This window comes from Antarcticibacterium arcticum (genome assembly GCF_007993795.1).
GTDB classification, from domain to species: Bacteria; Bacteroidota; Bacteroidia; order Flavobacteriales; family Flavobacteriaceae; genus Gillisia; species Gillisia arctica.
In genome coordinates this window covers 726046-739619 of the sequence record NZ_CP042476.1, presented here as the reverse complement: position 1 = coordinate 739619, position 13574 = coordinate 726046, and the positions used below count along the sequence as shown (strand labels likewise).

The 13574-nt window shown below is 39.9% G+C and carries 14 protein-coding genes and 1 other RNA gene; 7 read left to right on the top strand and 8 right to left on the bottom strand.

What is annotated here, in order from left to right; all coding sequences use genetic code 11:
• Positions 1 to 76 precede the first annotated feature (76 nt).
• Positions 77 to 979, top strand: a complete 903-nt coding sequence (gene xerD, locus FK178_RS03180) for a site-specific tyrosine recombinase XerD (RefSeq protein ID WP_146830919.1) — start codon at positions 77 to 79, stop codon at positions 977 to 979.
• Positions 980 to 1051: 72 nt separating this feature from the next.
• The gene (locus FK178_RS03175; protein WP_146830917.1) at positions 1052 to 2017 is read left to right on the top strand and encodes an aldo/keto reductase; all 966 of its coding nucleotides are present in this window, start codon (positions 1052 to 1054) and stop codon (positions 2015 to 2017) included.
• 116 nt (positions 2018 to 2133) lie between these two features.
• Here the strand turns inward: FK178_RS03175 and rny are convergent, their stop codons facing one another.
• The 4 genes from rny to FK178_RS03155 all read right to left on the bottom strand — a co-directional run bounded on the left by rny (position 2134) and on the right by FK178_RS03155 (position 4500).
• Positions 2134 to 3699, bottom strand: coding sequence for a ribonuclease Y (gene rny, locus FK178_RS03170; protein WP_146830915.1), 1566 nt, complete (start codon positions 3697 to 3699; stop codon positions 2134 to 2136).
• A 51-nt stretch (positions 3700 to 3750) separates the two neighbouring features.
• A non-coding RNA gene (gene ssrS / locus FK178_RS03165) (6S RNA) lies at positions 3751 to 3857 on the bottom strand.
• 49 nt (positions 3858 to 3906) lie between these two features.
• The gene (locus tag FK178_RS03160) at positions 3907 to 4200 is read right to left on the bottom strand and encodes a cell division protein ZapA (protein ID WP_146830913.1); all 294 of its coding nucleotides are present in this window, start codon (positions 4198 to 4200) and stop codon (positions 3907 to 3909) included.
• Positions 4201 to 4209: 9 nt separating this feature from the next.
• On the bottom strand, positions 4210 to 4500 hold the full coding sequence (locus FK178_RS03155; RefSeq protein WP_146830911.1) for a hypothetical protein: 291 nt from the start codon (positions 4498 to 4500) through the stop codon (positions 4210 to 4212).
• Between the two features lie 183 nt (positions 4501 to 4683).
• Here FK178_RS03155 and FK178_RS03150 point away from each other — a divergent pair, with 183 nt between their 5' ends.
• Entirely contained in the window at positions 4684 to 6372 is a 1689-nt protein-coding gene (locus FK178_RS03150) for a M23 family metallopeptidase (protein ID WP_146830909.1), read from the top strand.
• Positions 6373 to 6533: 161 nt separating this feature from the next.
• On the opposite strand, the gene FK178_RS03145 is transcribed toward FK178_RS03150, so the two are convergent.
• On the bottom strand, positions 6534 to 7682 hold the full coding sequence (locus FK178_RS03145) for a cysteine desulfurase family protein (RefSeq protein WP_146830907.1): 1149 nt from the start codon (positions 7680 to 7682) through the stop codon (positions 6534 to 6536).
• 69 nt (positions 7683 to 7751) lie between these two features.
• Here FK178_RS03145 and FK178_RS03140 point away from each other — a divergent pair, with 69 nt between their 5' ends.
• Positions 7752 to 8741, top strand: coding sequence for a hypothetical protein (locus FK178_RS03140; protein WP_205677209.1), 990 nt, complete (start codon positions 7752 to 7754; stop codon positions 8739 to 8741).
• Positions 8742 to 8751: 10 nt separating this feature from the next.
• Here FK178_RS03140 and FK178_RS03135 read toward each other — a convergent pair whose 3' ends face one another.
• A complete protein-coding gene (locus FK178_RS03135; protein ID WP_146830903.1) occupies positions 8752 to 9303 on the bottom strand; it encodes a Smr/MutS family protein in 552 nt (183 codons plus the stop codon).
• Positions 9300 to 9515: a hypothetical protein gene (locus tag FK178_RS03130; RefSeq protein ID WP_146830901.1), complete on the bottom strand. Its 216-nt coding sequence runs from the start codon at positions 9513 to 9515 to the stop codon at positions 9300 to 9302. The genes FK178_RS03135 and FK178_RS03130 overlap by 4 nt, the downstream gene beginning before the upstream one ends.
• Positions 9516 to 9602: 87 nt before the next feature.
• Between FK178_RS03130 and FK178_RS03125 the strand changes: the two genes are divergently transcribed.
• Genes FK178_RS03125 through FK178_RS03115 form a run of 3 tightly spaced genes read left to right on the top strand, consistent with a single transcriptional unit; the run spans position 9603 to position 11984 of the window.
• Positions 9603 to 11330, top strand: coding sequence for a T9SS type A sorting domain-containing protein (locus FK178_RS03125; protein ID WP_146830899.1), 1728 nt, complete (start codon positions 9603 to 9605; stop codon positions 11328 to 11330).
• A 17-nt stretch (positions 11331 to 11347) separates the two neighbouring features.
• Positions 11348 to 11638: a DUF2752 domain-containing protein gene (locus FK178_RS03120; RefSeq protein WP_146830897.1), complete on the top strand. Its 291-nt coding sequence runs from the start codon at positions 11348 to 11350 to the stop codon at positions 11636 to 11638.
• 16 nt (positions 11639 to 11654) lie between these two features.
• Entirely contained in the window at positions 11655 to 11984 is a 330-nt protein-coding gene (locus tag FK178_RS03115; RefSeq protein ID WP_146830895.1) for a CCC motif membrane protein, read from the top strand.
• 123 nt (positions 11985 to 12107) lie between these two features.
• Here the strand turns inward: FK178_RS03115 and hisS are convergent, their stop codons facing one another.
• The gene (gene hisS, locus FK178_RS03110; RefSeq protein WP_146837430.1) at positions 12108 to 13478 is read right to left on the bottom strand and encodes a histidine--tRNA ligase; all 1371 of its coding nucleotides are present in this window, start codon (positions 13476 to 13478) and stop codon (positions 12108 to 12110) included.
• Between the last annotated feature and the right edge of the window lie 96 nt (positions 13479 to 13574).

Here is a 13574-nt window from a genome sequence, read left to right as displayed (position 1 = left end):
TACATTTGTTAAGGAAAGCTTATTAAAACATAAAGTATTACTAATACTGAAACACAAATTGTTAATAACCTGGCTAATGAACTGGCAACAAGCACAAAAGGATTTTGAGCATTTTTTACTGATAGAACGGGGCCTTGCAAAAAATTCGGTTCAAAACTATTCCTTAGATATTTCCAAACTTATTAACCATTTAAGCACAAATGAAATAAGGGTTTCTCCTACAAAAATTACAGGGGAGATCCTTCAGCATTTCATTTATGAGGTTGCCAAGATCCTGAATGCCCGGTCACAATCCAGAATTATTTCGGGACTTAAAAGCTTTTTTAATTACCTCATTTTTGAAGGGTACCGTGATGACAATCCTATGGAATTGATTGAATCACCCAAAACAGGGCGTAAATTGCCAGATACCCTTTCCCTTAATGAGATTGATGACTTGATTGCGGCCGTAGACTTAAGCACCAATGAAGGTGAAAGAAACCGTGCTATTATTGAAACTCTCTACGGCTGTGGCTTGCGGGTTTCAGAAGTAATTGATCTTAATATCTCTGATCTATACTTTCAGGAAGGTTTTATAAAAATCACCGGGAAAGGAGATAAGGAACGTTTCGTTCCTATTGGAGAAATCACCCAAAATTATATCACCCAATATCTGGAAAATTCAAGAAACAGGGTCTCTGTAAAAAAATTAGCTTCAGATGTTGTCTTTCTTAACCGAAGGGGAAATAAGCTTACCCGTGCCATGATCTTTACTATTGTAAAAAATTTGGCGCTCACGGCCAATCTTAATAAAAATATAAGTCCGCACACCTTCCGGCATTCCTTTGCAACCCACCTCCTTGAGAATGGGGCCGATCTAAGGGCGATCCAACAAATGCTGGGTCATGAGAGCATCACCACCACAGAGATCTATATGCACGTGGATAAAAGTCATTTGAGAGAGGTGATTAAAGATTTCCACCCGCGAAGCAATTACTAAAATTGTGCTAAATACTCCCGGGTTCTGGTAGCTGTCCCTATTCCTTCATATCTTGAAGAAAAAATATTAGCTATGTTAAAATTAAAATTCAGCAATGGAGATGAAATGCCCGCGATAGGACTTGGAACGTGGAAGTCTGGCAAAGGCGAAGTGGGAGAAGCCGTTAAAACGGCAATTAGAAATGGGTACAGACACATTGATTGTGCTGCTACTTACGGAAATGAAGCCGAAATTGGAGAGGCCCTGGCCGAGATCTTTAAAGAAGGCAAAGTAAAACGAGAGGACCTCTGGATCACTTCCAAACTTTGGAACAATGCCCATTTAAAAGAGGATGTGATCCCCGCTCTTAAAATCACTTTAAAAGATTTGCAGCTGGAATATCTTGATCTTTACCTTATTCACTGGCCGGTTGCCTTTAAGCCCGGCGTTGCTTTTCCACAATCGAATGACGAATATCTATCCCTGGATGAGGCGCCCATAATTGATACATGGAATAAAATGCTTGAAGCAAGAGACCTGGGTTTATCTAAACATGTGGGAGTATCAAATTTTAGTATTCCCAGGCTTGAGGAGTTGATCGAAGATTCTCCCGAACCGCCCGAAATGAATCAAATTGAACTGCATCCTTTCCTGCAGCAACATAAAATGCTGGAATTCTGCAGCCGGAATAATATACATTTAACTGCATATTCTCCGCTGGGTAGTGGGGACAGATCCAGTGCTATGAAGGCTAGTAATGAACCTTCTTTACTTGAAAACAGTACTATTGTTCAAATCGCTAAAAAACATGGCGCCTCACCAGCACAGGTTTTAATAAAATGGCATCTTATTCGGGGTACTGCAGTAATTCCAAAATCCACTACCCCGCAACGCATCATTGAAAATCTTGGAAGCGCGGGCGTAAGCTTAACGGAAGATGAGCTTCATAAGATTTCTGAATTAGACAAACATTACAGATATGTAACCGGGGAATTTTTTGTTACCAAAGGTAACTCCTATTCCAACATTTATGATGAAGATGATTACAAGGAAAAGTAATCTTTAAATATTTAAATAATGATATGAAAAAAGCCTTTGAAGATCTCAAAGGCTTTTTAATTTATACATTGCAGTTATCTTTTCTTAAAGTGTGATTACAAGTAATTTATGAAAATTTACTTTGCAATATTCACTGCTCTTGTTTCCCTTATTACGGTTACTTTTACCTGGCCGGGATATGTCATATCTGTCTGGATCTTTTGTGAGATCTCAAAGGATAGAGTAGCCGCCTTATCATCGGTTACTTTTTCACTCTCAACAATTACCCTTAATTCTCTACCCGCCTGGATAGCATAAGCTTTTTTAACTCCGCCAAAACCAAAAGCAATCTCCTCAAGATCCTTCAATCGTTGGATGTAGGAATCAAGCACTTGTCTTCTCGCACCCGGTCTTGCCCCGCTTATGGCGTCACAAACCTGTACCAATGGCGATAGGAGTGAATTCATTTCAATTTCATCGTGGTGAGCTCCAATAGCGTTACAAACTTCCGGTTTTTCCCCATATTTTTCAGCCCACTGCATTCCAAGTAGTGCGTGTGGCATTTCAGTCTCAGTATCTGGAACCTTTCCTATATCGTGTAAAAGACCTGCACGTTTGGCCAGTTTGGTATTCAATCCTAATTCTGCTGCCATCACCCCGCATAATTTAGCTACCTCTCTCGAGTGCTGTAAAAGGTTTTGACCGTAAGAAGACCTGTATTTCATTCTACCTACCGCCTTGATCAATTCCGGGTGCAACCCGTGAATCCCAAGATCTATAACAGTACGTTTTCCTATATCAATGATCTCTTCATCAATTTGTTTCCTGGTCTTTTTAACAACCTCTTCAATACGGGCAGGGTGGATACGGCCATCTGTAACCAGTTTGTGAAGGGAAAGTCTTGCAACCTCTCTTCGTACGGTATCAAAACATGATAGAATAATGGCCTCCGGCGTATCATCTACAATGATCTCCACTCCCGTGGCAGCTTCAATGGCCCTGATATTACGGCCTTCCCTACCAATTATACGCCCTTTTACATCGTCACTTTCAAGGTTGAATACCGATACACAATTTTCAATTGCTTCTTCAGTTCCAATACGTTGAATCGTGGTAATAATAATTTTCTTTGCTTCCTGCTGGGCTGTAAGCTTAGCTTCTTCAATAGTATCCTGAATAAGCGACATAGCCTCTGCCCTGGCGGTATCCTTCAGTGATTCTGTTAACTGGGCTTTGGCTTCCTCGGCCGAAAGGCCTGAAATTACTTCCAGTTGCTGGATTTTACTAAAGTGTAATTTATCTATCTCCTGTTGTTTCTTTTCTAGGTACTCATTCCTGTGATCATAATCCTTTACCTTATCCTCAAGGTCCTTATTCAGATTCTTGTTCTTGGCCAGCTCGCTGGACACAAGTGACTCTTTATCGCGAATGCGCTTTTCGGCCTCCCCAATCTTCTTATCTCTACCCAGGATCACCTTTTCATGTTCACTTTTTAATTCTATGAACTTTTCTTTTGCCTGAAGGATCTTATCTTTCTTTATTGACTCTGCTTCGCTTTTGGCTTCTTTTAAAATTGCAGCGGCCGATTTCTTGGCGCGTTGTATCACTTTACTTGCATTGTTCCTTTCCAGGATCTTAGCAATGATATAGCCTAAAACCAGACCAATAAAAACAGAAATTATTATAGTTGTTGTTGTCTCCATATATTTAAGTTAAATGTAAAAAAAAAGCCTGCATTAGCTTCGATTTTGTATAAACTCCTTAAAACACGTTTAGGGCTAACAAGCTGATCAAGTATCCGCTCTAAGACGGCACGCTTTTACAACTAAAACTCACCCTCTTTAAAGAATCCTTGTTGAGTTTATCAAAAAAATGACTAATACAGGCAGTAAACCTTTTATTTTAAAGAACTATGTTGCCAGATGCTGTTGGAGAAGGTCATTGAGATATTTCAATTTATCTTCTGCCAGTTGCACTTCGTTGCTGTTATTAATACTTTTTTGCTCGGTTTGGGCAGCAAACTGTAAGGCACACATAGCCAAAACATCCTGCTTATCCCTCACGGCATAACTTTGCTCAAATTGCTTGATCATCGCCTCAATCTTCTTTGCAGCTTTCCTAAGCCCTTCTTCCTGATGGGCCTGAATGGTAAGGGGATAAACCCTATCTGCAATTGACAATTTAATCTTTAGCGCGTCAGACATTTCTTTTATTTATTCTGATAACTGAATGATACATTGATCAATTTCACGTATCAGACTGTTTATTTTGAGCTTGGTCTCTCTTTTAAAATCATTACTGCCCAGCATCGCGTTGGCGGCCTGAAGTGTTTGAACACGGTTAAGAGAGTTCTCAATTTCCTCTGTTAATCTTATGTTTTCCTTTTTTACAGATGTCAATTCCTCCTGATTAGAATGATAAGATTGCTTTAAAGCATCATACTTATGAAGCAACTTGCTTATTCTATTTTCAAGGTTATCAACTATTTCTGTCAAATCACTCATAAAAGCTCAACGTGCTACTTATTCCCACAAAGTTAACATACCGCATGAAATTTCCCAATACTTTTAAATCTATTTTCAAAAAGCTTGCATATTAATATAATAAGCAGAGTCCCAGTGCGTTATTTTTTCTCTAAAACTTTAATTATCTTTAGCATCCCAAAATATTGCTGAAAACCCTAAATCATGAAGAAGAATTTTGCCCTGCTTTTTATTTTAATTACATCGGGAATATGGGCCCAACCCCAGGTCCCTACTGAATATTTTAATAGCCCACTGGATGTAGATCTTGTCCTTTCGGGCACGTTTGGCGAGTTGCGTTCCAATCATTTTCACAGTGGCCTCGACATTAAAACCCAGCAACGGGAAGGCCTGAATATACTTGCGGCCGCTTCTGGTTATGTGAGTAGAATTAATGTTGCCACTTATGGTTACGGAAAAGCATTATACATTCAACATCCCAATGGATATACCACAGTTTACGGGCATTTGCAGAAATTCTCACCTGAAATTGAAGCTTATATTAAAAAGATACAATATGAACGGGAATCTTACGAAGTTGAAATATATCCTGAAGCAGGAGTTTTACCGGTAAGCCAGGGTGGCCTGGTAGCGTTTAGCGGAAATACCGGCGGTAGTGGAGGCCCACATTTGCATTTTGAAATAAGGGATGGTTCCCAACGCCCCATGAATCCTAAATTATTTGGGATTAAGGTAAAAGATTCCCAACCCCCAACCATTACCAGTTTGTATGCTTATCCGCTTGGAGAGGAGGCCCATGTAAATGGTTCTGCAAACAGGCAGCGATTACGCCTTATACCGGTGGCCGATGGCTCTTTCAGAACGGATCAAATAAATGCCTGCGGCGATATAGGATTTGGAATTGCCGCATTTGACAAACAGGATGGAGCAGCCAATAATAACGGGGTTTATAAAATAGAAGCACGACTTAATGGAGATGTAGTGTTCGAAATGAATATGGACCGCTTTTCATTTACCGAAACCAGGCACCTCAACCAACTTATAGATTATGAATACTTCAGCAACAACAAAAGCCGGATCAAGCAATTGTTTGTAGGGCCCAATAACCCACTGAGTATTTATAATAATGTGGTTAATAATGGTGTGGTGAATGTTCAGGATAGCCTTAATTATGTTTACAGCATCAAAGTCCTGGACCAGGCGGGGAATGAGAAAATTGTTCGTATTCCCGTTCAGGGGAATCAACCGGGAAATGTTCAGCCTAAGAAAATTAAGGAAACTGATTATTTCGTGAAAGCCAATCAAAATTTTTCTGCTGAAGAAAATGGGGTTGATATTTTTATCCCGAAAGGAAGTTTGTATTACGACACCTACCTTGATATTAATTTTAAAGGAGATACGGTGTATTTCCATAAAGATGATACCGCAATTCACAGCAATATTACTATAGGATTTGATGTAAGTAAGTATACTGCAGAACAGAGGGAGAAAATGTTCATTGCCCGCCTGGGCTATGGAGGAAGGCCATCCTATAATTCCACAACAAAAAAAGGAAACCGCTTTACCGCCGGAATAAGAACCTTTGGGGATTACACGCTGGCATCAGATGTAAAAGCACCCGTGATCACCCCTGTGAATTTTAAGAACGGGCAGTGGATCTCCGGGAGCAACAGCCTTGTGCTAAGGATCGCCGATGATCTTTCAGGAATAAAAAGCTACAGGGCCACCGTTAATGGAAAGTTCATTCTAATGGAATATGAGTATAAGAATAACACCATTACCCATTATTTCGCTGATGGTGTGGTAACAGATACAGAAAATAACCTGAAAGTGATAGTAACAGATAATGTTGGGAACAGCAGCACTTATGAGGCTACCTTTCACAGGAAATAGCCTGATGATTGTAGGGTGTATTGTGTATAATGTATAGTGTAATTTTAATGAGATTCTGGGTTTAGCAGGATGTTGGCTTCAAGCTAAAATTGACCAATGATTCAGATTGCAATTACCGGAAATAGAACATTCTACAGAATACAATTTACAGTTTCTAAAGATCAGGATTCAATAAAATCTTTAAGGACCTGAACTACGTAATCTATTTCATCCTTGGTGTTGTAATGAGAAAATGAAAACCTCAGCGATGGTTTTTCCAGGTCTTCCTTAGATAAAAATGCATTTAGCACGTGAGAACCCTTGTCACTTCCGCTTTGGCAGGCACTGCCTTTAGAGCAGGCAATTCCTTTAAGGTCCAGTTGAAATAAAAGCATAAGGGCTTTTTCCTGAGTTACCGGCAGGCAAACATTTATAAGGGTATAAGTGCTTTTTTCAGCTATGGTGCAGTCCCCATTGAATTTTACTCCCGGGATCTTTTCCTGCAGTTCTGCAATAAAATATTCCTTAAGTGACGTAATATAAGCTCGTTCTTCTTCTAAATTCTTATAGGCAAGTTTCAAGGCTTCTTCCAAGCCCACTATATTGTGGACGCTTTCTGTACCCGCCCGTTGACCACGCTCCTGCTCACCTCCAAAAATAAGAGGTTTTAGTCCGCTGTTCTTTCTTATAAATGCAAATCCAACACCCTTGGGGCCGTGAAATTTATGGGCGCTTACCGCCGTAAAATCAACAGGGATCTGTGAAAGGTCCAGTTCAAAATGACCTATGGATTGTACTGTGTCACAATGGAATAGCGCATTATATTCTTTGCATAATTTTCCAATTTTGGCAATGTCGAGCAGGTTTCCAACTTCGTTGTTAACATGCATTAAACTTACCAGTGTTTTATGTTGGGATCCTTTTAAAAGTTCTTCCAGATGCCCGGGTTTTATATTTCCGCATTCATCCAGGTCAACATACTCCACCTGTACATCAAAGCACTCTTTTAACTGGGTTACGGTGAATAAAACCGCATGATGTTCAATCCGGGAGGTAATGATCCTTTTAACCCCAAGATCTCTTACAGCTGAATTAAGGGCAAGATTATCTGCTTCTGTTCCTCCTGAAGTGAAAATTATTTCAGAAGCTGAAACATTCAAATACCCCGCAACAGTTTTTCGGGCATTTTCGATCAAAGATTTTGAGGATCTCCCGAAGGCGTGACTTGAGGAAGGGTTACCGTAATTTTCTTTCATTACGGAGATCATTCTCTCTATTACTTCATCACGCATTTGCGTGGTTGCAGCACTGTCTAAGTAAACTTTTTTCATGGTCCACAAAAATAAAAGAAAATAAATAATTTATAGGATGCTCTGCCATAAATTCCTAAAAGTTTATTTTTGTTGAAAATGATCTATATGCGCAGCCTTGCCGAAGTAATTTTATTATTGTTTTTTCTCACTTCCTGTGATGATGGAGACATTATAGTAACCACCTTTGAATTTGAAGATGAAACCTTCACCTTATGTAGTGAGGGACGCAATAAGTTATTATATCATATAAACACAGATAATATTTACGAAAGTCTTACGGTACAACTTAACAGCCCAAGATTGTCTCCGGCAGATAATGCCTTAACCGTAGATGATCAACCTGTGACTATAGAACTTACCGGTGAAAACCGGGTAATATACCGCACCTATGATGGGCCACTCCCTGCCGGTTATTTCTGCGGAAACGTGCCGCCGGCCAACCCACGGGTACTCCAGGAATATAGAAGTGTGGGAGGACGGGTAATTATAAGAACCATGGAAGTTGCAAATCGCACAGATGGAAGACTGGATCATGATGGTGACGGGGTTCCTTCAGATCTTGAGGGAATGGCTGAAAACCGTGATACAGATGGAGATGGTGTGCCGGACTACCTTGATAAAGATGATGATGGTGATAATGTTCCCACTTCCGTTGAAATAAGAGGTCAGGATGGAGACCCTACCGCAGAAGGCTACAGGGATACCGATGGTGATGGAATACCCAATTATCTGGATCCCGATGATGACGGTGACGGGGTACCTACGAGGCTGGAAGTAACAGCCAATAACCTGGATCCCGTAACCAATAGAAATGCCGGTAATACCCTGCCACGATATCTGGATCAATTTACCACTGAAAGGTATGCGGGTGAAGTTGGAAATCTTGTAGATAACACAATAGCCGTAAGATACGAGTCAATTATTGAAGTGCAAAACCTTAAGTTGAAAAATCAGGGTGGTGATGGAGAGGAGATCTCCTTTGTAACAAAAGTATTGGGTCGCTTTATCTCGGGTGCTGTTGAAGTGCCTGCAGTACCTGGTGAGGAGGAAGAGGAACCGGGAAATAATGAGGGGTAAAAGGTAATTTCTAGGAATTTTGAAAAAAATAAACTTCGGTAGCACCAATCCCGTATTTCTGATAATCTGCATCATAGAATTTGAGGTTGTCATACCGGCCCAGCAAATAATCCAGTTCTGCTTTTAAAACGCCTTCTCCTACCCCGTGAATAAATACGATCTTTTGTATCCTTTTACGGGCAGCAAATTCAATTTGGCGTCTTGCAGTGTCCATTTGCAGGTTTAATATCTCGTGATTCGACATCCCTCTAAAGGAATTTACCAACTTTTCAATATGAAGATCCACCTCCATTGGCGGTGCATTTCTTTCCTTAGGCTTTATTTTAACGGATTTATTTTTCCTGGGGCTTTGTTTTTCTTTGATAACTTCTGAAAAGGCTACGTTAGAAGTAGCTATATGTAACTTTTGCTCATTTCCCGTTTTTACCAGTTCATTTTCATTAAAATCCAGAGAGAAACCTTCATTGGTCTCTATAGATATTATTTCCCCTTTAATAGCCACAACCCGGCCTTTAAGCGCATCATCCAGAACTTCTACCCTATCGTTGATCTCAAATTTCATAATTCCTTCTCCTGTTGATCCTGTTCTTCTTTATGGTCGTCTTTGGTTTCTACCCAGTGGTTGGTTGCCCTGTATAATCCAAACATTATAATAATAAAGCCGAGGATCTGGATATATTGCATGGGCTCCTTAACTGCAATGGTATAAATAAGGATCGCACCTCCTACAATTATAAGAATAGTATTGATCAACTGATCGTTTTTTTTAGCCATAATTAACTGATTTTTAGCACTTAAATGATTTTTATTAACTGAAACCCCAATATATAAATGCTAATTTTATAAAAAGCGATTGTTTTAATGAAACAAATATACGTTATAAGCCTATTTTTTTTGCCCTTTTGGTGTTTTTCCCAGCTGTATATAAAACCCAATGGTAATAAAGAAAGTTTCCTATATGCCCGGGGAGGGATGGTCTTTGTACAAAAAGATATCTACCTCGCTAAAAATCCTCCAGGCCAGTTGGAAGCAAGTTTTTACCTAAGAAATGAAGCTCAGTTGTTACAGGGGGCAGAAGACAGCAAAAATTCCGGAACAGGAGTTCTCTCGGTATTTCAGGAAGGTAAAGCCACTGCATATACTTACAACTATTGGAGCTCACCGGTAGAAAATATTTCGGGAAATTCTTCCTTCGGTAATATCTTTTATGAACCACTTGACCTAACCCATAGCCGGAAGGCGATAATTACTCAGGAGCTTAATGGTCACGCGAATCCGTTAAAGATCTCCGGCCGCTGGATCTATAAGCTATCTGGAAGTGCATATTCAGACTGGGAATATGTTGGTAATAATTTTAATGTGAATCCTGGCGAAGGTTTTACCATGAAAGGAGTTGATGGTACAAATACCGAGATAAAACTTTATGGGGTAGACAATAATCCCGGAAATGAACAGCGTTATGATTTTCGGGGAAGGCCACACACAGGCACTATTGCGCTGGATATTAATAAAAATGAGATCCTACTGGTGGGAAATCCATATCCTTCAGCACTAGATCTAAATATGTTCCTTGAGGAAAATACCACTACAACAGGGATTGCGTATTTCTGGGATTCCAGGCCGGTATCATCCCATTATTTAAAAGATTATGAAGGGGGTTACGGGGCTTATTCTCCTGCATTAGGCCGAAACGGCTATGTGCCTGCCGTCTTTAAAAAGTATGATGAATTGGGAAATCCGGTCTCGGAAACCGGGAGAACCGGCGAATATTATGCCCGTGGATTTTCTCCCCTAGCACAGGGTTTCATCGTAGAAGGACTGGCCACGGGTAAAGTATATTTTAGAAACCGATACCGGGAATTCCAAAAAGAAAACCCCCAATTGAGTGAATTTAAGTTGGCGGAGGCGAAAATTGTAGAAATTCCATTGATCCGTTTAAACATAGAATTTAAAGGCAAATATGTCCGGCAATTGATCCTTGCGAAGCATGGGGAGGCTACCACAGGAGCAGACAGGTCGATGGATGCCAAGAACCTTTCCCCTCTTGAAACAGATGCAGGCTGGAAACTAAATAATGACATATACCTTATAGATGTTCGTGACGACTTTCATGCTCCTGTCCCTTTATCAATTATTACCACCCGGCCCGAGGAAATAACTTTAACTCTGGCAGAGGTGAACCACATTTCAGGTAATATCTACGTTTGGGATTCAGTAAAAAATATTTATTATAATCTAAAGGATCAGGAAATTACCATCCCTGTAACTGAAGGAATTAATGAGGATCTAAGTCTCACTTTCAGTAAAAAACTTCAGGAAGGAGATGAAAATAAAGGAACCGGGAAAGAATATCAAATTTTTCAGAATAATGCGTTTAACCGCGCCGAGGTAATTTCTGCTGCCGGCCTTTCCATCGAAACAATCGGGATCATTGACAGCAGAGGGCGTAAGATTAAAGAGATCAAAGCTACCGCCAACGATATGTATCATGAAATATATACGGGAAATTTAAGTCGCGGCATTTACATTATCAAAATTACTTCAGGGGACGGCATTGTAGTTTCAAAAAAAGTTATAATTTCAAACTAACCAAAACAGGTTATTTGATGGAAGATCTTTTGCTGCCTTGCCTAAACAAGGAGCTTTTTGGAATGGATTGCTATGGTTGCGGCGGGCAGCGGGCACTTTTAATGGTATTTAAGGGAAATTTTAAAGCCGCTTTTAATTTGTTCCCCGCAATCTATCCTATCTTGGTTTTACTGGGTTTTGTCTTCCTGAACCTCTTTGTTAAATTCAAATTTGATTATATTATTAAAATTAGCCTCATCTTATTTACGGCGGGAATTATTTTAATAAGTTATATTTTTAAAATACTTACTTTCTTACCAAACCACTAACCAAAATCAATAAACCATGGATTTACAACGACAACAACTTCCTAATTCAACACTAATTCTCGTTTTCGGGATCCTTTCAATAGTAGGCTGTTGCTGCTATGGTATTGTAGGACTTGTTTTTGGGGTGATCACCCTGTCAATGGCACAAAAAGCCACCGCCATTTACAACACCAATCCTGAAATGTACACCGGTTATCAAAATGTAAAAACCGGAAAGATCCTGGCTATTATAGGTATTGCGCTTAGTGCGCTTATGGTGATCTCTTATATTGCAATTTTAGGTATTTACGGGCTTGAAGGCCTTGAAAATATGCAACGGGAGATGATGGAACAATACGGTGGTTAATTAAAAGTAACCTAGTCTAAAAGCCATGTTTTTGTCTTCTGAATTTAATTCATGAAACGAAAACATGGTTTAATTTTCTAAACTATTGGTTCTGGAATTAACGCATTGAAGCTTTGGATAGGTTTATTTTAAACCGCTGGTAAGCTCTTCAATAGTGAGCTTTTGTTGTTCCCCGGTTTTCATATTTTTGAGACCAAACTTACCCGAAGCCATCTCCTCCACCCCTGCAAGAACTACAAAGGGAATTTCCCTTTTATTGGCATAGTTCATTTGTTTTTTCATCTTGGCATCCTCTGGATAAAGCTCAGCTGATATCCCCTTTTGCCGCAGATCTCTTATTGCCTTTAAGGCGTAGAGCGCTTCCTTTTCACCAAAATTTATGAACAGTACGCGTGTATTTTGGGTGACAGTTTCGGGAAACAATCCAAGCTCCTCCATAACCAGGTAGATCCTGTCAAGGCCAAAGGATATTCCTACCCCACTCACATTTTTAAGTCCGAAAATTCCAGTAAGGTCATCATAACGCCCCCCTCCACCTATAGAACCCATTTGAATAGTTGCCGGCGCAGCAACTTCAAAAATAGCCCCGGTATAATAATTTAATCCCCTGGCAAGCGTCACATCCAGCTCCAGAGTCGCAGTATCCAGGCCAAGCTCTGTAACGGCATTATAAACAAACCTGAGTTCCTCTATACCCTGTTTCCCCGTTTCTGAAGAGGTGAGGATCCCTGTGAGAATATCTATTTTATCTGAAAAACTTCCCTCCTTATTAAAAATGGGTTGAATCTTTTCAAGCGCTTCTGAAGAAATACCTTTTTCAAGCATTTCCTTTTTTACTCCCTCTTCTCCTATTTTATCAAGTTTATCAAGGGCAACGGTAAAATCTATCAACCTATCCTTTTCTCCAATAACTTCAGCAAAACCTGAAAGGATCTTGCGATTATTGATTTTAATGCTAACACCGGTTAAACCTAGTGCTGTAAAAACGGCATCATAAAGTTGTACAAATTCTACTTCCTGCCAAAGGCTTTCACTTCCCACCACATCTGCATCGCATTGATAAAATTCCCTGAATCTGCCTTTTTGGGGCCTGTCGGCGCGCCAAACGGGCTGGATCTGATAGCGTTTAAAAGGAAATTCAATTTCACTCTGGTGCTGCACCACATACCTGGCAAAGGGAACGGTGAGGTCATATCTAAGGGCTTTTTCACTTATAGATGCCGTGATCTTATTGCTGTCCTTATCCAGGTATGCTTTCTCATTGGCCTTTTTCAAAAAATCACCCGAATTAAGGATCTTAAAAATGAGCCTGTCTCCCTCTTCCCCATATTTTCCCATAAGAGTTTCAGAATTTTCAAAACTGGGCGTCTCAATGGGCTGAAAGCCAAATTTTTCAAATTGCGATTTAATAGTATCGAAAATATAATTGCGCTTTGCGACTTCTACAGGAGAGAAATCCCTTGTCCCCTTAGGGGTTGAAGGTTTTTGTGCCATTTTTTGGTATTTGTTCTTGTTTAGGTTGCGTTGTCTTTTTCTATAGGTGGAGAAAAAGGTCGCTTTCTTAATTTGCAAATATCCTAAAATTTAACC